This window comes from Duganella sp. CF517 (assembly GCF_900110275.1).
Classification (GTDB): Bacteria; Pseudomonadota; Gammaproteobacteria; order Burkholderiales; family Burkholderiaceae_D; genus Rugamonas.
Genome location: NZ_FODC01000004.1, coordinates 676157 through 699883, shown reverse-complemented (window position 1 = coordinate 699883; position 23727 = coordinate 676157). Strand labels below are relative to the sequence as shown.

Sequence of the window (23727 nt, the reverse complement as noted above, 5' to 3'; positions counted from 1 at the left end):
TCCCCGCCCCGCCGTTCCCCGCCTCCCCCATCCTTGCGCACCCACCCCGCCGACGCGCGAAAACTACACCAATTGGAAATAAATATATCCATAAAGAAAAACTATTTGGTTCCGTAACGAAACTATATTACGATGATGTCCATGCCCCGCCCCCGCATACCTTTGTCGCCGTCGACGGCTTGAAACCGACTTCGCGGCATGCCTTTACCCATTTCCAGGACAATTCATGAAAAAACAATTATTGACCGCAGCGGTGCTGGCGGCCATCGGGATCCACCACGCCAACGCCACCGCCGGCGCGCTCGATAACGGCGACTTGACCATCAGCGGCTTCGGCACGCTGGGCGTCGCCAAATCGGACACCGACGAGGCGCGCTTCGTGCGCTACAACCAGGCCGAAGGCGTGGGCGACGGCGCCCGCCTCGGCCTCGACACCAACCTCGGGCTGCAGGTCGGCTACAAGATCAATGACTGGCTGTCCGCCACCGGCCAGGTGCTCACCCGCAAGGGCCCGCGTCCCGGCTTCACCACCGACCTGACCTGGGCCTTCGTCAAGGCGCGCGTCAACGACGACGTCAGCGTGCGCGTCGGCCGCCTGGCGCTGCCGACCTTCCTGATCTCCGAATACCAGAACGTCGGCTACGCCAACACGATGATGCGCCCGCCGATCGAGATGTACGGCCAGGTGCCGATCGAGAGCCACGACGGTATCGACCTGATCTACCAGCACGGCTTCGGCGACGTCACCCTCACCGCCCAACCGTTCCTCGGCGTCAGCCGCGGCAAGCTGTATGCCGGCGGCGGCGCTTACACCTACCGCGCCCCGACCCACGGCCTGACGCTGTCAGCCGAGTCGGGCCCGTTCACGGTGCGCGTGTCGCGCCTGTACGCCGAACTGCACGAGGACATTCCCGCGCTGGCGCCGCTCGTTTCCGCGCTCAACGCCTACGGCTTCGCCAACCTGGCCTCGGACCTGACGCTGCACGGCCAGAAGTTCGCGTTCACCGCCGTCGGCGGCACGATGGACTGGAAAAACATCGTGCTCCAGACCGAGTACGCCCAGCGCCGCGCCAAGGACCCGGTACAGGTTCCGGGCACCAACAGCTGGTATGCGATGGCCGGCTACCGCCTCGGCAAGGTGATGCCGTACTACGCGCACGCCGACTTCCGCTCGATCGCCACCACCGCCCGCGTGCCGGCCAACTTCCCCGCCACCGGCGCGCTCGGCGCGCCGGTGGCCAGCCTGTTGGCGCCAAGCGCGCAAAGCTCCGACCAGATCGGCGTGCGCTGGGACTTCACCAAGGGCATGGCGCTCAAGCTGCAGGTGGACCGCGTCAAACCGAAAACCGGCGGCGGCGCCCTGATCGGCGAACCGGCCGGGTATAACAAACGCGTTACCGTGGTCGGCGCCAGCGTCGACTTCGTATTCTGACGGAGCCGGCCATGAAAACCTTGATGACAACGTTATTGCTGTCGGCGCTGGCCGCCACGGGCCTGCCTGCCGGCGCCGAGACGGTGGTGATCGTCAATCCGAAAAACCCGGCCACGCGCATGTTCTCCGAACAAGCCGCGCAATTTTTCCTCGGTAAGTCCGACCTGTTCACGCCGGTCGACCAGGCCGACGGCTCGGCCATCCGCAACGACTTCTACCGCAAGGTGGCCGACAAGGACGTGGCCCAGGTCAAGGCGGCATGGTCCAAGCTAGTGTTCACCGGCAAGGCCACCGCGCCGAAGGAATACGCCTCCAACGCCGACGTCAAGAAGGCGGTGGCGGCCGATCCGAAGGCGATCGGCTACATCGACAAATCGGCGGTCGACGACACCGTCAAAGTCATTTTGACGCTGCAGTAACGCAGCGCCGGCCGGCGCGCCCGCCAAGACGCGCGCCGGCCGGCCGCCGGCAACACACCACGCACAACGGAGCACATCATGAATTTACGCGACTTCACCATCGGCACCCGCCTGCGCCTCGGCTTCGGCGCCATTTTGCTGATCCTGGTGGCGATGGTCTTGATGGCCAACTATCTCAATTTCCGCAACAAGGCCGCGCTCACCGAGGGACTCGACACCACCAACGCCAAGCACCTGCGCGTGAGCGCGATGAAAAGCGCGCTGCTCGAGACCGGCATCGCCATGCGCAACATCGGCCTGCAGTCCGATGTCGGCCTGATGCAGAAGGAGGAACACCGGGTCAACGACAACCGCGCCCGCTACGACAAAGCGATCATGGAATTGAAGGCGCTCGGCCTGACGCCGGCGGAACAGCAGACACTGGCCGAACTCGCCAAGCTCGACGCCGACACCGGCGCCGCGTTCAAGGAGGCGATCACGCAGGTGCTGGCGTTCAACGTCGAGGGCGGCATCAAGATCATCTCCAGCCGCATCGACCCGCTCAACCAGCAGTCGGTGGCGCAAATGAACAAACTGGTCACGCTGCAGCAGGCCAACGCCGTCGCGGTCATGGCCGGCTCGGTCGCCGACGATCGCCAATTGATGCTGGCCCTGTTCGGCATGGGCGCCGTGGCCGTCGCGCTCGGCCTGGCCTGCGCGGTGCTGATCACGCGCTCGATCGTGGCGCCGCTGTCGGGCGCGGTCGCGGTGGCCAAGCGGGTCGCCGCCGGCGAGCTGACGTCGCAGGTGGTGGTCGAGGGCAAGGACGAGACGAGCGAGCTGCTGCGCGCGCTCAAGGACATGAACGACAGCCTGGCGCGCACCGTCGGCGAGGTGCGCAGCGGCTCGGAGCTGATCACCGCCGCCTCGCGCGACATCGCCAGCGGCAACGCCGACCTGTCGGCCCGCACCGAGGCCCAGGCCAGCTCGCTGGAGGAGACGGTGGCGTCGATGGAGCAGTTGACCTCGACCGTCAAGCAAAACGCCGACAACGCCCGCCAGGCCAACCAGCTCGCCGCCACCGCCTCGGACGTGGCCCAGCAGGGCGGTTCGGTGGTGGCGCAGGTGGTCGAGACGATGGGTTCGATCAAGGCCAGCTCGAACAAGATCGTCGACATCATCGGCGTGATCGACGGCATCGCCTTCCAGACCAACATTCTGGCGCTCAACGCGGCGGTGGAGGCGGCGCGCGCCGGCGAACAGGGACGCGGCTTCGCCGTCGTCGCCTCCGAGGTGCGCAACCTGGCGCAACGCTCGGCCGGCGCGGCCAAGGAGATCAAGGAACTGATCGGCGACTCGGTCGGCAAGGTCGACGCCGGCAGTCGCCTGGTCGACACCGCCGGCCAGACGATGGAGCAGGTGGTCACGTCGATCCGCCAGGTGGCCGACATCATGGGCGAGATCACGGCCGCGACGCAGGAGCAGAGCCACGGCATCGGCGAGGTCAACGACGCGATCGCGCAGATGGATCAAATGACGCAGCAAAACGCCGCGCTGGTGGAACAGTCGGCGGCCGCCGCCGAAAGCATGCAGGAGCAGGCGCTGCTGCTGGCGCGCTCGGTCAGCATCTTCAAGCTGGCGCAGGACGCCGTGGCGGCGCCCCTGCCGCGCCGCGCCGCGGGCCGGCCCGTGCAGCGCCTGAGCGCGGCGTGATGCGGGGAGCGCGCCTTACCGGGCCGCTGCGGCGGCCGCGATCCCGGCCAGGATCAAATCGATCCCGGCCAGGAAGTCGAGCCGGTCGTCATGCTCGCGCAGGCGCCCGGCGACGCCCCGCGTGAACGCGAACTCGTCGGCATCGAGGGCCAGCCAGCCGTCGGCGACCGCGTCCAGGAACGCCGTGCGGTCGGCGCCGGCCGGCAGCGCCAGCCGCGCGTTCGCCGCGTTCTGCCCCGCCACCCCCAGTATGTAGCTCAACAGCGCAGACACGCTGGCCCACTGCGCGTGCGCCGGCACGCCCAACGCCCCCACCTGCCGTCCCAAGCGTTCCAGTATCCGCACCACCGGCAGCGAACCGGGCGCGGCGGTCAGCGCCGCGCCCACCCACGGGTGGGCATCGATGGCGTCGAACAAGGCCAGCGCGACGGCGCGCACGACGTCGCCGGGCGCCTGTCCCGGCGCCGGCGCGCCCAGCGCGCGCGCGACGAGCGCGTCGCAGGCGGCGGTCAACAAGTCACCCTTGTCATCGACATGCCAGTAAATCGCCCCGGCGCCGGTGCCCAGCCGTTCGGCCAGCGCGCGGAACGTCAAGCCGCCTTCGCCGCCGGCGTCCAGCAGCGCGATCGACGCCTCGATGATCTGTTCGCGCGTCAGCGATTGCCGCCGCCGCGCAGTGGTGTGTGTCAGTTTATCCATGGCGCATGTTGACACAAACAGCGACCCGGCGCAAAATGGAAATGGAACAGTGTTCCATAAACGCGACATGGCAACCATGCCAATATTTCAAAGGATCAATATGAACACTTCCATCGCCATCATCGGCGCCGGCCTCGGCGGTCTGACGCTGGCCCGCGTGCTGCATGTGCACGGCATCGCCGCCACCGTCTACGAGGCGGAGGCATCGGCCTCGGCGCGCCCCCAGGGAGGCATGCTCGACATGCACGAGCACGATGGCCAGGCGGCGCTGCGGGCCGCCGGCCTGTACGACGCCTTCCGCGCCATCATCCAAACCGGCGGCGACGCCTCCCGGGTGTTCGACAAGGACGGCCGCCTGCTGTTCGAGGACGGCGGCTCCGACGGCCTGCGCCCCGAGGTGCCGCGCGCCGCGCTGCGCGCCATCCTGCTCGACTCGCTGCCGGCCGGGACGGTCCAATGGGGGCACAAACTGACCGGCGCCACGGCGCTGGGCGGCGGCCGCCACCGGCTGGCGTTCGACAATGGCGCCTCGGTGAGCGCCGACCTGGTGGTGGGCGCGGACGGCGCCTGGTCCAGGGTTCGCCCATTGCTCTCGCCGGACAAGCCCGCCTATACAGGCACCACCTTCGTCGAAACCTTCGTGCGCAACGCCGACGTCCTCCAGCCGGCCAGCGCGGAGGCGGTCGGACCCGGCGGCTTATTCGCGCTGGCGCCGCGCCAGGGCATTTCCGCGCACCGCGAGCCCGACGGCGTGCTGCACGCCTATGTGGCGCTGCGCAAGCCGCTGGACTGGATCGCCGGCATCGATTTTTCCGACCGCGACGCCGCGACGGCGCGCGTGGCCGGCGAGTTCGACGGCTGGGCCGCGCCGCTGAGGACGCTCATCACCGGCGGCGACGCCGCGCCCGTGGCGCGCCCCATCCACGCGCTGCCCAACGGCCACCGCTGGGAGCGTATTGCCGGGGTGACCTTGCTGGGCGACGCCGCGCACCTGATGCCGCCGTCCGGCGACGGCGCCAACCTGGCGATGTTCGACGGCGCCCAGCTGGCCGAAGCGATCGCCGCCCACGGCGACGACATCGAGGCGGCGCTGGCGGCCTACGAACGCGAGTTGTTCCCGCGCAGCGCGGCGGCCGCCGACGACGCCTACAGTGTCTTCGACGCCTGCTACGGCGACGACGCGCCGCACAGCCTGGTGGACTTCCTCAAGAGTGTGGCCCCCGCCGCCTGAGTCGGCGGGGGATGCCGTGCCGTGCGGGACGCCACCCACGCGGGTACGCCCGCCTGGGCGCGGCGCACCGCGAAAAACCAGCGCAGTTCAGCGCTGCCGGGCGGGAAGCTCTTTGACGAGCAAAAAAGCAACCAGGGCGACGATGCTGGGCGCGGCGACACAGACCAGGATGACCCCCACCCCGAGTTTGGCGGCCAGCATGCCGCCGGCGACCGCGGGGCCGACGATCGGCCCGACGCGGCCGATGGCGTAGATCACGCCCATCGCGCTGGAGCGGAAACTCATCGGGTACAACGAGCCCGCGTACGGCAACAGCACGCAGGTGGCGCCCATGCACGCGAAGCCGGCGAAGAACATGCACGCCAGGGCGGCGGTCGCGTCCGGCGCCACGCCGATCAGCGAGATCGACACGAACAGCAGCGGCATGTAGATCGCGAACACTCTTTTATAGCCCATGCGGTCCGACATCCAGCCCGCCAGCGGCGTCGCGATGAAGTTACTAAGCGAGAACACGAGAATGAACGTGATGCCGGTCGTCAGCGTGAAGCCCCGCAATACCATCAACTGCGCCACCCAGGTGGTCAGCGTGACGGCGATCATCATCAGGCACAGCATCGCGATGCCCAGGCACAGCGTGTTGCGCAAATGCTCGCCCTGGAACATGCGGCGCAGCGGCACCTTGGCCGCCGGCGCCTCGGTCAGCACGTAGTCGTCGTCGGCACGCGCGGCGTGGCCCGGATCGACCTTGGCCAGGATCCCGCGGATAGTGTCGTGCTTGCCCCGCTTGACCAGTGTCGGCATCGACTCGGGCAGCCACAGCATGGCGGCCGGCACCAGCAGGATGCACACGAAGGTGCCGAGCAGGATCGCGCGCCAGCCGTGCGACGGCAGGAAGGCGATGGCCAGCAGCGCCGACAGCAGCACGCCGACCGTGATGCCCATGTAGCAGGCGCTCGACACCACCGCCTTGCGCTTGCCCGGCGTGTATTCGAACACCAGCGCGACGGCGATGGGCACGATGCCGGCCAGGCCGAAGCCGGCGATGAAACGGTAGATGGCGAAATCGACGAAGCCCTGCGCCAGGCCGCAGGCGGCGGTGAAGGTGGTGAACAAGGTCACGCCGATCAGCAGCATGCGCTTGCGGCCGATGGCGTCGGCGGCGACGCCGAAGACGATCGCGCCGCCAACCGCGCCGACGTGCCCGATGCTGGCCAGTATCCCCGCCTCGGCCGGTCCCATGCGCATGTCGGCCATCAGCGCCGGCAGCACGGTGCCGAACAGCGACACGTCCAGGCCGTCGAACACGATCGCCAGGAAGCAGATCACCGCCACCGACAGGGTAAAGGAATTGAATGCGCTGTTGTCGATCAAATGGGTAACGTCGACGCGACGCCCCGCCGATACCGACGTATCGCGTAACTGACTTGCCATGCTGGTCTCCTGACGTTCTGATGTGTACTGCTGTTATGTCATCAGTGTAGGAAAAGCCGGAGGGGAACAATAGGACTGCCAGCGACACGAGGGGGCCGGACGCGTCAACCCGGCCCGAAACAACGGCCCCGGCCGGTTGCCGGGGCGCGGCGCCTTAGCGCCGCTCGGCCGCGTGGCGATCGGGCGCGGCGGGCGCGGCGGGTGCGTTACGGTAGCTGCTCGGCGACGTGTTGGACCAGCGCTTGAACGCGCGCGTGAAGGCGCGCCGGTCGGAGAAACCGAGACGCTCGCCGATCTCGTTGACGCTGCAATTGGTGTCGCGCAACAGCGAACAGGTAATCTGGAAACGCGAATCGGATTGAACGTCGGAAAACGTCTTGTTTTCCTCGTGCAGCCGCCGTTGCAGCGTGCGGGGATGGATTTGCAGCTTGGCGGCGGCCGCCTCCAGGCCGGCCATCAGCAAATGCGGGTGCTCGGCGAACAGCCGGTTCAGCTGTCCTACCATGCTGGCCGACGACGACAGCTTGGACACGCGCTGCAGGATCTGGTTTTTGGCTTGCTGGTACAACTCGGGAACGGCGCCGTTGAGCTTGCGATCGAGCAGCTCCGTGCGGATGACGACGGCGTCGGCCGGCTGGTTGAACTCGATCGGCACGCCGAAAAAGCGCGCATAGGCGGCCGCATACTCGGGCGCGGCATGCCGGAAGGTCAATCTTTCGATTTCCTTGCGCCCGGCCAGCTGCGTGATCATCTTGATGATCGACGAGATCAGGGTTTCGGTGAAAAATATCGCGGCCTCGGTGCGCAGCTTGCCGCCGATCTCGAAGCGGATGTGGGTGTAGTTTTCCTTTTCGTGCAGCGACAGGTGCACGCCGTTGCTCATCAGATCACGCACCCAATCGTAGTATTTGATCGCCTCGCGCAAGGTCACGCAGGAACAGATGTAGGACTGGATTTCCGGGATCGACTCGAGCGAGGAGTTTTCGCCGAAGGCGAACGGAAAATGCTCGCCCTTGGCGCGCGCCACGCACGCCTTCATCAATCTGAACGATTGTTCCTGGGTGATGACGATGCCGTGGGTGCCGCTGTCGACCGCCGTGATGCCGATTTCGTCGAGCACGGGCGCGATGGCGAAGCCGCAGCGGGCGGCGGCCCGTATCCAGCTTGGCAATGGTACAAAAGAGATCAGATCTTGCTGCGCTGCGGGGGCGGTGGCGGTTCGGGGCATGGTGCGTGTCTCCTGATATGCTTGCGACGCCGCGGACCGGAGGCCGGTGGGTAACCGGCGCCAAGCCCGCGTACTGTGCCATGGGCGCCCTCTGCGTGGCGTTCCCTAGCGTATCAAGTTTAGCGCAATATGCCTTTCAGGACACTACTGTTGTGGCGAAAACACGATCACGTATCAGTTATGCATTGTTTCCGCCGATCCGCGCCGCCACGCCACGCCATCAATCCTTGCCTGGAATGATGGGCAACTGCAGGTAGCTGACGTGGTCCGGACCCGTGTACAGGCGGTTGACCGCGCCGGCATGGTAACTCTGGTCATAGGCGCGCACCGGCACTCCGGCCGGCGAGTACGGCTGCACATCGACCCGCAGGCGGTACCCCTTCCTGATCAGCGCCGTGCTCGGATTCAGGCCCACCTCGATCGGCACGATCAAACCGCCCTCGAGCGGCGCGCTGTCCTGTTCCAGATGCGTGTGCACCGGCCAGTAGTCGGTCGAGCGCTCGGCGTCGAGCTTGCGGCGCGATACCTTGAGCAAGCCATGGCCGACCGGGTGGATATGGTTCAGGTCGACCGGCAGCACCAGCGACTCGTAGCGGATTTCGCGGTCGTTCTCGTCGAGCACGCGCAGCGAGACGAACACGTCCATATCCCGGCTGCTCGACTCGACCCATAACCCGACCTTCATGTAGCCGGCCAGCGTCAAGTCCTCGGTCATCGGTTCGCTGACGAACGAGACGCCGGTCGACCAGCGCGGCGCGCCGCCGATCGGCCCCGTCGGCGCCAGCGAGGGCGTGCCAAGGTCGAAGTGGGCCTCGTACTGGGCCACGCCGATCTCGGTCGGCGCCGTGTCGGCGATGCGCATGATGTCGTGGCGGCGGCCGTCGTTTTGCCAGGCCGACGGCCGCGCGTCCAGATACCAGCGGCGGTACTCGGTGCGGGCGATCGGCCACTCTTGCTCGTGCAGCACCACGTGCGAACCGTTGCCGCCGCGTACCTGCACCCGCACCGGCGGCTCGTCCATCACGCCATTGTCGACGCCTTTGAGCCAGTAATCGAAATAGCGCATGTGCTCGGCGGTGGTCTTGGGCGTGTAGCTGCCGGGGAACCAGGCGTCGGTGAAATCGAACTTGCGCGCCTTCGAGGCCGTCGAACGGATATAGGTTTCGCTGCTGCCCAGCTGGTGGATGATGGCGCCGCACTGGGGGCCGACGATCCACACCGGCGCGGTGGCCTTGTCCAGGTCCGGCTTCATGAAGATCGAGCCGCGCGGGCCGTAGGCCATGGGATCGTTGAACGGAGTGTCGAGCACCCGCGCCATCCAGTCCGTCTGGTTGCGGACGCCGCAATGGTTGTTGCCGGACCAGATCTTCCACCACCAGTTCCAGAAGCCGGCGCCGAAGATGCCGCCACCGTACAACGCTTCGTTGTAGATGTCGGCGTCGGTGCCTTGGGCGATCATGGCCTTCAGATGCGACGGCTGCAGACTGGCCACGTTGTGCTGCGTCATGGCCAGATACGACATGCCCCACAAGCCGACATTGCCGTTGGACCAGGACTGCACCCCGGCCCATTCGATGGCGTCGTGGTAATCCTCGGCTTCCTGCACGCTCAACGGCGCTTGCAGGCCGGGGCTGTTGCAAACGCCGCGCGACTCCACGCGGATGCACACATAGCCTTCCGGCACCCACACCGAGGCGTCGACGCTCTCGTGGTTTTCATACTGGATGCCGTCCGGATTGCCGGAGAAGAAACGGTCCTCCATCTGCTCCTTGCGCAGCGCGTCTTCCTCGGAGGCGATGCAGTCGTGGTAGAAGCTCTTGCCGTAAAAGCCTTTGTTCATGACGATCGGATACCGGCCCGGCGCGGCCGGGCGGAACACGTCGGCGCACACGTAGGAGCCGTCGCGCACCGGGATGCGCACATCGGTCATCTTGATGATGCCGCGGATGTTGCGGCGCAGTTCGTTGCGCGTGGCGGCGGGATCGGACAGGGTGCGTGGCGACTTGGCGGTGAACACGCCGGCCGTGGCGTTGAGCGTCTCGAGGATGGCCTTGACCTTGGGGTCGCTGGCGAAGTCGGCGGGGCCGCCGGGCACCGCCACCACCGGCTGCTCGAAGTTGAGCGTCATCGGGCCGATCAGCTCATGCACGATGGCAGCGATGGTCACGCCGGTCTCGAGCACGCCGTCCTGGTCCAGCGCATGCACCAGGCGCGCCATGTTGGTGATGAACGGGTCGTGCAGCTTGTCGATCCGGCCCGAGACGCGGTTGATCAGGTTCGCCAGGTTCAGGCGCGGCGCGGCCTCGACCGCGCCCAGCACCAGGCCGCCGACCATGAAGCTGATGGCCTCGCCGGCCCGGTACTGGAATTCGCCATCCTCGTTGGTAAAGCCCGACACGGTCGGGGTTTGATACTTCAGGCCGCGGGTCGGCCCGGCGAAGACGCCGGTCAGCAGCCCGCCCTGCCCGGAGACAGTAGATGTTTGCATGAAAAATCCTTCAAATTGATTAACGTCGCGCCCTGCCCGGCCGCTCAAGCCGCCTTGATGGGCAGCTGCAGATACGAGGCGTGTTCGCCACCGGTGTGGATCACGTGTTGGCCGCTGTTGGCGCCGGCGTATTCGCGGATGCCGGGCATCAGCGTTCCCGTCAGGTTGCGCGAGCTGATCACGAAGCGCAGCTGTTCGCCCGGGTAGAACACCAGGCCGATCGGTAGCAAATCGATTTCGATGTCGACGATCTGGCCGGGCCAGAGCTTTTCGACGCGCTCGAAGCTGTGCGCGGGCACGTCCGAGGTCGACAGCTGCCCGTCGAGGTGGCGCGCCGACACGCGCAGGCGGCCGTCGGAACCCTTGTAGCGCAGGATGGTCGCGCCGTGGTCGGTGAGGTCGTGGATGCGGGCGTTATGGTTGGGCACCGTGAACTGTTGCAGCGGCGTGCCGTGGGCGTCGAGCTTCTGCAGCAGCACGAACAGGTCCATGTCGTCGTTGCCCTGCGCCTCCACCCACAGGTGCGCTTTCGGATAGCCGGCCATCACGGTCTCTTGGTCGAAGCGGACGATGAACGACACTGCGTTCGGATTGAGGTCGACGTTGTAGGCGGCATTGGCCTTGTCGGCCGGGGCGCTGGTGCCCAGCGTCCGGCGCCCGGCGTCGAGGTAGTACTTGGTGGCGCTGACATCGGCCGGCGGGAACGACGTCGCCGGCAGGTTGACGCGGTCGCCGCCCTGGAAGTCGTGCAGCGCGTAGCGCACCGTCGGCGTGTCTTCCCAGCCGTTTTTCTGGTCCTTCAGGTAGCGGTCGAAGAAGCGGCGCTGGTCTTCCACGTTGGCTTCGTCGTAATAGTCCGGCCACTCCTGGCCGTTGTGGATGCGCAGCCATTTGTTCTGCGAGGCCATGCGCCGCCAGGCGCGGAAGGTGCCGGCCGTGTGCAGCGTGTTCGAGTAGCTGGCCACCACGTAGGCCGGCACGTTAATGCGGTCGAAATCGGGGATCTTGTCGCGCCACAGGTCGTTCATCAACGGATAGCGCTCGGCCTCGGCCAGGATGTCCTCCTTCTTGTTCTTGCCGAAGAAGCTACCGTTCTGCAGCAGCGCGGCGAAGCCGGTGTCGGGCATTCCGCCGCGCAGCACCAGATCGCGGTAGACGTCGCTGACGCCTTCCCATGGATTGATCGCCGCCAGGTGTCGGGGTTGCTCGGCGGCGGCGAACCATTGCGCCACCGTCAGGTAGGAGGTGCCGCTCATGCCGACCTTGCCGTTGCTCCAGTCGCGGGTGCCGAGCCATTCGATCAGGTCATGGGCGTCGCGCCCTTCCTGGCGGTCCCACAGCACGCTGTCGCCCTCGGAATCGATGCAGCCGCGCAGGTCGGGGTTGCAGATCGCGTAGCCGTGCGCGCACCAGTAGGCCGGGTCCGGGCCTTCGAATTTTTCCAGTCCGGAAACGATCTTGTTGTCCAGTCCCACCAGGCCGAACACGCCCATCACGCTCATCGAGCTGCCCTGGGCCTTGCCGTACGGGCTGTAGGCCAGCAAGACCGGCACCTTGGCGTCGCCGACCGGACGGAACAGGTCGACATGGATGGTCACGCCATCGCGCAGCGTGACCGCCACGTCCTTCTCGAAGACGATGTCGACCGGCAGCGCGCGGAACTGCGGCGCCAGCTGGTAGCCGGCCTTCAGGGTCCGGGTGCTTGGCTCGAACGCCGTCAGCAGACCCGTCCTCGGCGGCGGCAGCGGCCCGGACGGCGTGAAAATCTTGTGGATGTCACTCATGATCGTCTCCTCTAATAGTTTGTACTTGCGCACTACTATAAAAAAAGCGGGGGACAAACAATAGGACTGCCGGCGACAGAAGGGGGCCGCACGTGACAACCACCGTGATCGCAGCGCGACAAGTGCGGATATCCGCGTTGGAAGAACCATCCGGCCGGATGAGCGGGCCAGCCCCCCCGGGTCACACTGTGGAAATCAGCCGGTACACACCGGGCGCCCGCCCAGTCCAGGGGCACTCCGACGCAGCGCCGTTACCAGCCGCTGTTGCCGGCACCGCGCACGATCGTGTACGGGTAGGGATTGTTCAAGCCGCCCTGCGCGGCGTCGGTCACCACCACGTTGCTAAACGTCCCCTGCCCGGTCACCGCGAAGTTCAAACCATAGCCGCCGGCGCGGTTGATATTGACGTTGTTGAGCGACAGGTTCGTCACGCTCTGGTTGTACGTCACCAGCACGCCGTCGTAGGTGCTGTCGTTGAGCTCGAGCGTGTCGACCACCACCGGGGCGCTGATCGGCTGCCCCTCGGCGTAGATCCACAGGCCGCCGAAGGTGGTGTTCCAGTTCGGGTCGAAGCCGCCGGTGCGGTGGAGCGTGTTGCGGCGCACCTCGGTGGTGCCGGCGAACGGCTTGGCGTTGAAGCGGGTGCTGATGGCGATGCCGGCCGCCGACACCACGGTGTCGGCGGCGACATTGTCGAGCACCTTGTTGCTTTCGCCGCCGTAGATGGCGTAGGCGTTGGCCAGCAGCGGCAGCTGGGCGGTGTTGAAGCTGAAGCTGTTGCCGACGTTGGGCGCGTTCTGCGACCACATCGCCATGGCGTCGTCGCCGGTGTTGCGGAAACTGAAGTGGCTGACGCGCGAGTTGCGCACGCCGCCAGAAAAGTTGACGCCGTCGGCCCAGGTGTCGCGCATGCGGCCGTTGACCATGTACAGGCCGTCGTTGTTGGCGCCCAGCCAGGCGCCCACCTTCATATGCTCGACCCAGACGTTCTGGATCAGCGAACCGGCGCCGAAGTCCCCCTCCAGGCCGGGATTGTCGTCGGCGTCCTTGCGGCGCAGCGCGTCGCTGGTGAACAGCAGGTCGGCGACGGTGATGTCGTTGCCGCGCCCCATGAAGCCGCCCTTGCCGCCGGTGCCGTGCAACTCGCTGTACCACATGCCGGCGCCGCGCACCTGCACCCGGTCCAATTCCGGCCGTCCGCTCAGGTTGAACCGGCCAGGCGGTATCCACACCCCCTTGCCCGCCGCGCGCGCGGCCGCGATGGCGCCGACCACCGCGGCCATGTCGTCGCCGGCGTCGTCGGCCCTGGCGCCGAAGTCGCGGATGTCGACGAAACCGGCCGGCATCGCCAGCGGGGCGTCGATCCGCTCCAGGTCGATCAAGTCGATCTTGTAGTAGGCGGCCGTGTCGCCGGCGTCTTTTTGCAGGCGCACCCGGGCGCCCTTGGCGATGGCGAGGCCGGTGAAACGGCTCTCGTCGTAGAAGTGGGTGGCCCCGCCCTGGGCCGGATCGTCGCTGTAGGGGAAGGCGCCATAGTTCCAGGCGTAGCGCGAACTGAGCGCCAACGTCCTGACCTTGACGCCGTCGACATACAGGCTCAGGGTGGCGTCGGTGCCGCCACCGGCCGCAGCGTCCGGCATGCTGTAGCGCACCACCAGCGCGTTGGCCGCCTGCGTGGCGGTCCATTCGACGCGGGCGCCGGTGCTCTGCAAGCTCACCAGGCGGCGGCCCGACGATTGGCCCTCCACCGTCAGGTAATCGCGGCTCGGTCCGGACACCACGCCGTTGGTGGCGCCGTCCTCGGCCTCGTATTCCTGGTAAGCCAGCGTGGCGCCCCGGGCGGCCATCGGCGCGCCGTTCTCGACGCCGACATAGCGCAGGGCCACGCCGCTGGCGTCGCCGCCGTCGGCGCGGTAGGTCAGCGTGTTGAGACCCGCGCGCAGCGCCACCTTGGCGCCCTTGGTGCTCCACGTGGCCGCGCCGCCGGTGGGCGGCAGATTGACCGGGCCGTCCCGCAGGCCGTTGACGTACAAGGTCAACTTGCCGGCTCCGTGGTTGCCGTTGGCGTAGTTGAGGCTGACCGCGTAGGTGCCGGCGCTGGCCACGTTGACGGTGAAGATGGCGCGCGCGCCGACGGCGCCAAAGCCGCTGGCAGCGCCGCCGCCCACCACCGCGCCGCCGGAGACGAACGCCTCCGTCGCGCGGTACGCCTGCGCGGCCGATTTATCCACGGCGCCGGACGCTTGCGGCACCACTTCCACCGACGCCGCCGCCTTGTCGGACAGGCCGGGCGGGGCGCCGGACCCGCCGCCGCAGCCGCCCACGGCCAGCACCGCCGCCGCCAGCGGCAACAGGGTATGCGATATTTTTTTCATGTCCAGTCTCCTTATTTTTTTGTGGAATGCCGGTCACCCGGCCGTGAACGCCGCCCGTCTGCGCGGGCGGCGGCTAACACTTAATCCAAGGCGCGGAACCGCACCGCCGTGCCGCCGCCCGGCGCCAGGCGCAACGCCAGCTTGTCGCCGGCGCCGACCTTGCGGCGCTCGATCTTGTAGGCGGTCGGATTGCCGCGGTAGTCGGCGTCGTCGGCGTCGCGGTAGATGACGGCCTCGTAACGCAGCGCCGGATCGAGGAAGTCCAGCGGCACCGTGACCGCGCGCGCCTTCTCGTCGGTGACGGCGCCCAGATACCAGTCGCGCGCGCCGCGCTGCTGGCGCGCCACGATGGCGTAGTCGCCGATCACGCTTTGCAGGGTGCGGCTGCGCTCCCAGTCGACCGGCACGTCCTTGATGAACTGGAAGGCGTCGGCGTATTTCTCGTAGTTCTCCGGCAGGTCGGCCGCCATCTGCACCGGGCTGTACAACACCACATACAACGCCAGCTGGTTGGCCAGCGTCGACTGCACCCGCTGCTCGAGTGTCTGCTTACCGAACGTGACGTCGAAAATGCCGGGCGTATAGTCCATCGGGCCGGCCAGCATGCGCGTGAACGGCAGGATGGTCACATGTTCCGGCGGGTTGGTCGGCTTGCCCCAGGCGTTCCACTCCTGCCCGCGCGCGCCCTCGCGGCTGAGCATATTCGGCCAGGTGCGGCGCAGGCCGGTGTCCATGACCGGTTCGTGCGCGACCACCGAGATCTTTTGGGCGGCGGCGGCGTCGTTGACGCGCTGGTGGAAGTTGACCATGTACTGGCCACCGTACCATTCGTATTGCGGCTTGCCGTCGGCGCCGGTGCGCGGATAGCGGCCGGCCGCCCCTACATAGCCGGTCTTGACCGAATGCACGCCATATTTGTGGTAGAACGCCATCGCGTCGTCGAGCTGGGCGCCATAGTTTTCGGTCGCGCCACCGGTCTCGTGGTGCCCGACCAGCTCGACGCCCTTGGCGGCGCCGTACGCGGTGATGGCGCCGATATCGAAGTCGGCGGTCGGCTCGGCGAAGCGGAACTCGACACCCTTGCCCCAGTCGCCGTCCCAGCCCTTGTTCCAGCCTTCGACCAGCACGCCGCCGAAGCCGTTGCGCGCGGCGAAGTCGATATATTTTTTGACGTTGTCGGTGTTGGCCGCGTGTTGCGGCCCGGTGCTCCAGGTGCCCTTGCCGAGGTGGATTTCCCACCACACGCCGACGTATTTCATCGGCTTGATCCAGCTGGTGTCGGCGATCTTGCTCGGCTCGTTCAAATTGAGTTCGATGCGCGAGTCGGCCAGCGCGCCGGGGGTGGCGCCCACCAGCACGGTGCGCCACGGTGTGGTGAACGGGCCGCGCTTCCTGACGGCGACGCCGTCGGACCAAGGATACAGGCCGGCCTTGTACAGTCCCGGCCCGCGCCGCTCGAGGAACATCACGGCGAAATCGACCAGCGCGGCCTGGTGGATGCTGACGTAGTTGCGCTGGCCTTGCACGGTGAACGGCGTTTCGGCGCTCTTGACCCGCGCCAGGTCGCCGTGGCGGTACAGGCCTTCCAGATTGACCTTGTCGTGCGCCTCGAACCACCAGGCCTGGTAGCGGTCGGCGAAATGGAAACTGGTGTACTCGTCGCTGATGGCGACGTCGGCGCCGGGCGCGATGTGGCGGTAGTCGTAACGCAGCCCCAGCCCGTCGTCGAACAGGCGGAACACGACGTCGAAGCCGCGCGCGGCCGCGTCGGCCGCGTAGGCGACGCGCAGCTCGTTGTGGTGGTCGCGGATCACGCGCTGCTCGCCCCACGGCTGCTCCCATTGCGTGTCGACGCTGTTGCGCTCGACCGCGCCGAGCGTGGCGATGCGGGCGCGCGACTCGCCGGCGAAGGCCAGGCCGAGTTCGGAATCCTTGAGCACGAGCACGCCATCCTTCTTCAGCTGGTACCAGGCGCGGCCTGACTTGACGAAGGTGCACAACTCGAGCGCCCGGGACGGCGATTGCACGCAGGCGCGCCCGGGCGCCGAGGGGGAGGTGGCCGGAGCGGCGTGGACGGCGGCGCTTGCGCCCGCCAAGACGCATGCGAGCGCCATGGTTTTCAGGATCATGTTGAGAGAATTGAATGCGTGAAGTGACGGTATGGCCGGCGTGGCGCCGGCAAAAAACCCTCGCCGCCACCGGCGGCGAAGGAAACAGGCGGGAGCGCCTGCAACGAAGTACCCGGAACCCGGGAACGCGGGCTTAGAACTTGACGTTCACGCCGGCCGCGTAGAATTTGCCGTAGCTGCGCGACGTCGTGACGATGTCGGGGTCCTTGGTGAATTCGCGGAACGGCGTATTGGTCAGGTTGTTGGCCTGCGCGAAGATCGACACGCCCTTCAGCCAGCCGCTCTGGAATTCGTAGGAACCCTGGATGTCGGCGATGGTTTCGCTGCGGATGAAGGTGAACTGCGAATCGCTGCGGTAGTCCTTGATCTCGCCGACGAACGAGGAGCGGTTGCGGATCGTGTACGACATCTGGAACCCGCTCTTCTCGTAGTACAGCCGCAGGCTGCTGACGTTCTTCGACAGGCCCGGCAGACCGATCTCCGACACCTGGTCGGCGAACACCGGCTTGTTGCTCGCGGTGATGAAACCGGAGGTCGGCAAGGTCACCGAACTGTCGGTGTACGAGTAGTTGACGGTGGCGCCGAAGCCGTCCAGCGGCCGCCATAGCAGCGAGAACGGCAGGTTCATCGCCAGCTCGATGCCGCGCATGGTGCCGCCCTGGCCGTTGACCGGAGTGGTCAGGAAGCCGATGGTGCTGCCCTTGAACTCGCCGGTGGCCGGCAACGGCGTGGTCGAGCTGACGTACGGCGCGAAGTCGAAGCCGCGCGGCGCGTTGATCACGTAGTTGTCGAGCTTTTTGAAGAAGAACGCCGCACTGACGTAGCCCCTGTTGCCGAAATATTTTTCGAACGACAAGTCCAGCGAACGCGCCATGTACGGCTTCAGGCGCGGGTTGCCGCCGGTGCCGCTGAGGGCCGGATCGTATGGGGACGAGGTCGGCAGGCTGTAGTTCAAGCCGGCGCGCATATTGTCCAGATTGGCGCGCGACATCTGCTTGCCGGCGCCCACGCGCAGCACCTTGTCGTCGCCCAGGTCGAAGGCCAGGTTCATGCTCGGCAGCACGTTGGTGTACTTGATGCCATCGCGGTTGATGGTAAACAGGCAGGTGTCGACCGTGATGCCGGTGCACTTGGACTGGTCGACCTGGTTGCCCTGCCCTTCCTGGTCGGTGCGCACCACTTGGATGCCGGCGTTGCCGGTGTAAGGGATGCCGAACAGCTTGCTATCGACATCGGCCATGGCGTACAGCGTGTTGACTTTTTCGGTGACGACCCAGTCGCGCGCCAGCACGGCGGCGTCGACCCAGGTGTTCATCGAGTAGATCGTTCCCAGGGTGCCGGTCGGATCGAACTGCGCCACGCGGATGCCGACCGGGCCGGCGATGGCCGTGTTGGTACCGGGGATGGTCGCCGCCGCGTAGCCGTCGCCGCCGTTGACCGACAGGCGGCCCTCGCCGTCGCCCAGGCGCGACTTCTCGCGCTTGCTCAGGTTGACGCCGACGTGGGCGCCGATCACCGGGCCCCAGTCGAGCTCGCGGTGCGCCGTCATGCGCGCGCTTTTGAGCTTGTCGTCGATCTTCGACTGCGCCAGATAGCCGGCCTGTGGCGTCAGCGGCCCGCCGCCCCAGCCGTCGACGTCGGTCAGCTTCATCACCGAACGGTCGGTGTAGTCCAGGCTGGGCGTGTATTTCACGCTCTGGAAATTGGTGCCGTCGAAACCGCTGTACGAGATCGACCCCAGTTGGCTGGCCGGGGTGTTGCCCGGTTGCCCGGCGATGGTTTCGTAATTGGCGTTGTAGCGGTGGCCCTTCGAGTACGACAGGTCGCCCTCGAGGCGCCAGTCGTTGAGCTTGTATTCGGCGTTCCAGCCCACGGACTTGAAGTTGTCCTTGCCGCGGAACATGTTGTTGCGTATGTCGCCCTTATAGTTGCTCACGGTGCCGCTGGTGGCGATGCCGTTGACGATGGTGGCGTTGCTGAGCACGCCGTCAGGATCGTAGATGCCGGCGTTGGTGGCGATCGCCCCCTCCAGGCCGACCCGGCTGGTCGTTTCCGTGCCGCGCGAGTAGAACAGGTCGACGCTGGTCTTGAACTTGGCGTTGGGACGGAATTGCAGCGTCGCCGTGGCGCTGTCGCGGTCGTTCTTGCGGTGCGCCGTTTCCGACAGGAAGCCGCCGATCACCTTGACGGTGCCGCCGTTGTACGGCCGGTCCGGCAGATAGCCGCCCCAGCTGTCGAACGACAACTCGTCGCCGTTGTCCTGCTTGAACGAGGTCACGCCCAAGGACAGGCCGATCGTCCGGTTGGCGAACTGGTCGATGTACGACAGCGTCTTGCGGTGGCCGGAGCCCTCCTCGCCGCCGGCGTCGACGCCGATGCGCTCCTTGCGGATGCTGGCGGCGATCTTGCGGGTGTCGAATTCGAGCGGGCGCAAGGTGCGCAGGTCGATGGTGGCGGCCAGGCCCTGGCCGATGACGCTGGCCGTCGGCGTCTTATAGACCAGCACGGAACCGGTCAGTTCCGCCGGGAACAGGTCGAATTCCGGATTGCGGGCGTCGCCGGTGGAGGCCTGTTCGCGGCCGTTGAGCAGCGAACCGTTGAAGCTCGGCGACAGGCCGCGCACGCTGACCTGGGTGGCCTTGCCGTTGACCTTGTCACGCTGGGTGGTCACGCCGGACAGGCGCGACAGCGATTCGGCCACCGTGCTGTCGGGCAGCTTGCCGATATCCTCGGCGGAGATCGCCTCGACGATGGAGGTGGCGTTTTTCTTGATCGAGACGGCCGCCTCGATGCCGCTGCGGATGCCGGTGACCCGCACCGTCGTCATGCCCGGGTTGTCCGTTTTGGCAGGAGATTCCGCCGTCTGCGCCGTCGCCGTGGCTTCCGCCGGCGTCGCCGGTGCCGCTTCCTGGGCGCCGCTGTAGCCGCTGGCGCCGAGCATCAGCAGCGAACAGGCCAGCGCGATCGGGGTGGCGCGCAGCGGCGCGCCCGCATGCGCGGAATTTTTTATATTTTTACTCACTTGTGTCTCCATATATGTAGTCGAACTATTTCCAGCGGCGGCAAGCGCTTGAAATGCTCTTACGCTCCGCCCGACCGCACAGCAGTCGAAGTGGATCTTACGCTGCGCTATGGGGACGCAAACACGAAGGCGCCGGTTTCGACCAATCCTGAAGGAAATCTTAATGCAAGTAGGGGCCGACTGTTGCGGATATGCCTACACGCCCGCCCGGAGAAAGTAGTTGAATTACAGACCAGGCAGTGCCTCCAAGGCTTGAAAGCGTTTTCATGCAAAAACGCGTCTTTCGGAGCCGGCATCGAAGGAAAGCATCAGGTAGTTTGAGTACAGAAGGACGTTGCGGGACCGCTAGGGTTGCTCGGCAAACAGTACCCAGACCACCAGCCCGCTCCCCTCGGCGCTCTGCCCGAGCTCGATACGAGCATGATTTCGAAAGGCGGCCGAGGCGGCGATCGCCAGCCCCAAACCACTGCCCGTTTGCGGCTGTCCCGGCACCCGGAAAAAGCGCTCGAACACGCGGTGCCGGTACTGCGGCGCGATACCCGGACCCTGGTCGTGCACCGCCAACGCCAGGCGTTGCACGCCGTCGCCGCCGCCGAGACGGACCAGCACCTTGCCACCGTCCGGCGAGTATTTGACGGCGTTGCCCACCAGATTTTCCAGCAGCGCGCCCAGGCTTTCCACATGCACCCGGCGCAGGCATGGCGTGGCGGCGTCGAACTCGATGTCGATGTCGCGCGCCAGCGCCAGTGGCACCATGGTGGCGAGGCGGTCGCGGATGAAGCCCGCCAATTCGACCTCGACCATGGCGCCGCTGTCCGACTCGATGCTGACCCGCTCGAACGCGAGCAGCTGGTGCACCATGTGGCTGGCCCGGTTGACGCCGTCACGCAGGCCGCGCGCGGCGGCGGCGGCGCCGGGCTGGGCCTGTTCCGTCACGCGGCTCAGGATCAGGTGGGCGTTGATCTGGATCGCCGCCAGCGGGGTCTTCAACTCGTGCGCGGCATCGGCGATGAACACGTGCTCGCGCTCGATGCGCTGCTTGAGCCGCGCCAGCAGCCGATTGATCGCATCGACCAGCGGCGCCAGCTCGCGGTAGGTCGAGTCGGGCAAGCTGGTCAGATCGAACTCGTCGCGCTGCCCGATCAGCGCGGCGATGGTGCGCAACGGCCGCAAGCCGATGCGCACGATCAGCCACGCCGGCAGCAACAGCAACGGCAGGCTGAACACCGTCGACGACATCAGCACGTTCAAACCCGACAGCGATATCATCCATTCGTCGTCGACCTCGTGGCAGCGGTCGACCAGCAGGCCCGACGCGCTATCCGCCTCGGCGGTGCACATCCAGGAATTGGCGGTGCGCGCCTCCTTGCTGCCGAACACCGGCAACAAGGCCGGCAAGCGCGGCGCGGAATTGTACAGTTCGACGCCGTGCTGCCACACGCGCAGCCGCACGCGCGAGCCGTAACCGAGCTTGGCGAACATCGCTTGCCGGGTCGCCTCCAATTGTGCGAGGTCGCCGCGGATCGCCTCGGGCCGGTCGGCGACGCGCAGCATGTGCAACATGATCTCGTGCGCGTGGGCGACGTTTTCCACGCCGGTGCGCCAGCGCTGCGTGGCCTTGGCGTCGGACACCACATACGCCAGCAGCGCCAGGGTGACGACGGCGATGACGCCGGTGAAACCCAGCATCAGACGCCTGAACAGCGATGATTGGCTATGCGCCATGACGGCGCCGCGTACTGTCTACTGTTTTCACATCATGCTCCAGGTCATCGGTCTCTATCCTTGTAAAAGCATAACAGCCGCCGCCACCGCTGTCACCGCCCGGCGGCGAGGTTGCGGTAGGCGCCGGGCCGGCATTTGACGATCCGCGTGAACGCCAGGCTGAACGCGCTCTCGGAGCTGTAGCCGACGGCGTGGGCGGCGGCGGCAATGCTGGCCCCCTCGGCGCGCAACAGGTCGCAGGCGATTTGCATGCGCCAGCTGGAGAGGTAGTCCATCGGCGCGACGCCGACCATCTTCTTGAACGCCACGGCAAAACCGGAGCGCGACATGCCCGCCTCGGCGGCCAGGGTCGCCAGCGACCAGCCGCGTTTGACATCTGCGTGCATCGCCTCGAGCGCCTTCGACAGGCGCGGGTCCGACAGCGCGGCCAGCCAGTTCTGCGCCTTGGGCGACGACCGCAAGTAGAGGCGCAGCGTCTGCAGCAGCATGATCGGCGCCAGGTGGTTGAGTATCAGCGAGCGGCCGATCCCGCTGCCGGCCAGCTCCTCCTGGAAGCGGTCCAGGCTCCAGCGCAAGACGGCCGCCTGTTCGGCATGGCTGGCGACATGTATGACGGCGGGCAACCCGGCCAGCACGATGGGTGCGAGCAATCCTTCAAAGCGGAATAGCGTGCCGGCGACAAAAAAATCGCCGCCGCCGTTGCACGACAGGCGGCCATCGGGCGCCCGGGCGAACAGCTGCGCCACCGGCGTCCGCTGGCGCGGCGGCGGCTCGCTCGCCAGCGAGAACACGCTGCCTTCATTGAGCAGAAAACAATCGCCCGTGTTCAAGCGCACCGGCTCGCCGTGGCCGGCGATGGACAGCCAGCACGCGCCGCGTTGAACCACGTTCAGCGAGATGCCGGCCAGGGCCGGGAAGTCGACCGCCCAGCGGCCGCCGGCGTCCAGCGTGATGTTGATAAGCGCCCTCAGCTTCATCCTGGTCAGCGCGGCGGACAAGACGTCGCTGCGCAGCGAGAGGGTGTCTTCATCCATGTTTTGGACTCCAAAGCATTAAGTATAGACGTTTGACGATTGATCGTTTCAATTGCCGCCCGCACAATGGGCCTTCCTTGACTCGGAGACGCCATGTCCCCTCTTCCCACACTTCCCGCATTTCGTATCGCCGTGCTTGGCGGAGGCAACATCGGCAGCGCCTTCGCCTTCCAGCTGGCGCGCACCGGAGGGCACGATGTGACGGTAATCGCGCGCCCCGGCTCCGCACGGCTGGAACAGCTGCGGCGCGACGGCGGCATCGTCAACGTTGGCGGCGAGCGCGCGCGCGCCGACGTCGCCGACGCGCTCGACCTGCTGGTGCCTTACGAGCTGGTCATCGTCACCGTGCCCGCCCATCAGCTGGAGCCGCTGCTGCCGGCGCTGCGGCAGTGCGCCGCCCGGACGATTTTGTTCATGTTTAATAACTTCGAACCGGAGCGGCTCGCCGCCGCCGTCGGCGCGCAGCGCTGCAGCTTCGGCATGCCGTTTGTGCAGGCAAAACTGAACCAGGCCGGCTGGCTGCGGCTGAGCATGGGCGCGAAGACCCGCCTCGGCTGCCAACGCTGGGTCGATCTGTTCGCCGCCGCCGGGATTCCGGCCGTGCACGAACCGGACATGCCGCTGTGGCTGCGCTGCCACGTCCCGCTGTGCGTGGCGTTCGAAAGCATCGCGGTGGCGGCGGTGCGGCGCGACGGCGGCGCCACCTGGGCCGAGGCGGCACGGATCGCGCGCGGCGCCAAGGCCGGCTTCTCGCTGATCCAGGCGATGGGGTACCGCCTGCACCCGTCGGGAAAAGCGCGACTGGGCGCTTACCCCCACCAGGTGTTGGCGGCGATGTTGTGGACGATGTCGCGCATCCGCCCGTTCTGCGAGCTGCTGGCAAGCGGGGAAAGCGAATGCCGCGCCCTGGTCGAGGTGATGCAGGCGGCCGCCAACGGAGCCACGCTGCCGGCGCTGGCCGCCGGCCTGGAGGGCGCCAAGCCGGCCCCGCCCCCGCCCCCGCCCCCGCCTGCCGGCGGCAACGGGTGAGCGGCCTGC

General features: G+C 66.9%; 15 protein-coding genes. 5 read left to right on the top strand and 10 right to left on the bottom strand.

What is annotated here, in order from left to right:
- Nucleotides 1-226 precede the first annotated feature (226 nt).
- The 3 genes from BMX85_RS19060 to BMX85_RS19050 all read left to right on the top strand — a co-directional run bounded on the left by BMX85_RS19060 (nt 227) and on the right by BMX85_RS19050 (nt 3543).
- The gene (locus BMX85_RS19060; protein WP_090321832.1) at nt 227-1432 is read left to right on the top strand and encodes a porin; all 1206 of its coding nucleotides are present in this window, start codon (nt 227-229) and stop codon (nt 1430-1432) included.
- 11 nt (nt 1433-1443) lie between these two features.
- Complete coding sequence (locus tag BMX85_RS19055; protein ID WP_090321828.1) at nt 1444-1851, top strand: type 2 periplasmic-binding domain-containing protein; 408 nt, start codon at nt 1444-1446, stop codon at nt 1849-1851.
- 78 nt (nt 1852-1929) lie between these two features.
- Entirely contained in the window at nt 1930-3543 is a 1614-nt protein-coding gene (locus tag BMX85_RS19050) for a methyl-accepting chemotaxis protein (protein ID WP_090321823.1), read from the top strand.
- A 15-nt stretch (nt 3544-3558) separates the two neighbouring features.
- On the opposite strand, the gene BMX85_RS19045 is transcribed toward BMX85_RS19050, so the two are convergent.
- The gene (locus tag BMX85_RS19045) at nt 3559-4242 is read right to left on the bottom strand and encodes a TetR/AcrR family transcriptional regulator (RefSeq protein WP_090321820.1); all 684 of its coding nucleotides are present in this window, start codon (nt 4240-4242) and stop codon (nt 3559-3561) included.
- A gap of 100 nt (nt 4243-4342) precedes the next feature.
- Here BMX85_RS19045 and BMX85_RS19040 point away from each other — a divergent pair, with 100 nt between their 5' ends.
- A complete protein-coding gene (locus BMX85_RS19040; RefSeq protein WP_090321815.1) occupies nt 4343-5473 on the top strand; it encodes an FAD-dependent oxidoreductase in 1131 nt (376 codons plus the stop codon).
- Nucleotides 5474-5560: 87 nt separating this feature from the next.
- Here the strand turns inward: BMX85_RS19040 and BMX85_RS19035 are convergent, their stop codons facing one another.
- The 9 genes from BMX85_RS19035 to BMX85_RS18995 form a co-directional block, all read right to left on the bottom strand.
- A complete protein-coding gene (locus tag BMX85_RS19035) occupies nt 5561-6904 on the bottom strand; it encodes an MFS transporter (RefSeq protein ID WP_090321810.1) in 1344 nt (447 codons plus the stop codon).
- A gap of 154 nt (nt 6905-7058) precedes the next feature.
- On the bottom strand, nt 7059-8132 hold the full coding sequence (locus tag BMX85_RS19030; RefSeq protein WP_090321807.1) for a helix-turn-helix domain-containing protein: 1074 nt from the start codon (nt 8130-8132) through the stop codon (nt 7059-7061).
- 220 nt (nt 8133-8352) lie between these two features.
- On the bottom strand, nt 8353-10620 hold the full coding sequence (locus BMX85_RS19025) for a CocE/NonD family hydrolase (RefSeq protein WP_090321804.1): 2268 nt from the start codon (nt 10618-10620) through the stop codon (nt 8353-8355).
- Nucleotides 10621-10664: 44 nt separating this feature from the next.
- Nucleotides 10665-12404 (bottom strand): CocE/NonD family hydrolase, encoded by a 1740-nt coding sequence (locus tag BMX85_RS19020; protein WP_090322242.1) that lies wholly within the window; start codon nt 12402-12404, stop codon nt 10665-10667.
- 251 nt (nt 12405-12655) lie between these two features.
- A complete protein-coding gene (locus BMX85_RS19015) occupies nt 12656-14779 on the bottom strand; it encodes a glycosyl hydrolase family 28-related protein (RefSeq protein WP_090321801.1) in 2124 nt (707 codons plus the stop codon).
- 80 nt (nt 14780-14859) lie between these two features.
- Complete coding sequence (locus tag BMX85_RS19010) at nt 14860-16908, bottom strand: glycoside hydrolase family 97 protein (protein WP_229210562.1); 2049 nt, start codon at nt 16906-16908, stop codon at nt 14860-14862.
- 133 nt (nt 16909-17041) lie between these two features.
- Nucleotides 17042-19930 carry a TonB-dependent receptor gene (locus BMX85_RS19005; RefSeq protein WP_229210561.1) on the bottom strand — a complete coding sequence of 963 codons (2889 nt, stop codon included), beginning with the start codon at nt 19928-19930 and terminating at the stop codon, nt 17042-17044.
- Between the two features lie 345 nt (nt 19931-20275).
- Entirely contained in the window at nt 20276-21619 is a 1344-nt protein-coding gene (locus BMX85_RS19000; RefSeq protein ID WP_177196813.1) for an ATP-binding protein, read from the bottom strand.
- 128 nt (nt 21620-21747) lie between these two features.
- Nucleotides 21748-22689, bottom strand: a complete 942-nt coding sequence (locus BMX85_RS18995; RefSeq protein ID WP_090321790.1) for an AraC family transcriptional regulator — start codon at nt 22687-22689, stop codon at nt 21748-21750.
- A 93-nt stretch (nt 22690-22782) separates the two neighbouring features.
- On the opposite strand from BMX85_RS18995, the gene BMX85_RS18990 reads away from it, so the two are divergent.
- The gene (locus BMX85_RS18990; protein WP_090321785.1) at nt 22783-23718 is read left to right on the top strand and encodes a ketopantoate reductase family protein; all 936 of its coding nucleotides are present in this window, start codon (nt 22783-22785) and stop codon (nt 23716-23718) included.
- The last annotated feature ends 9 nt before the right edge of the window (nt 23719-23727 follow it).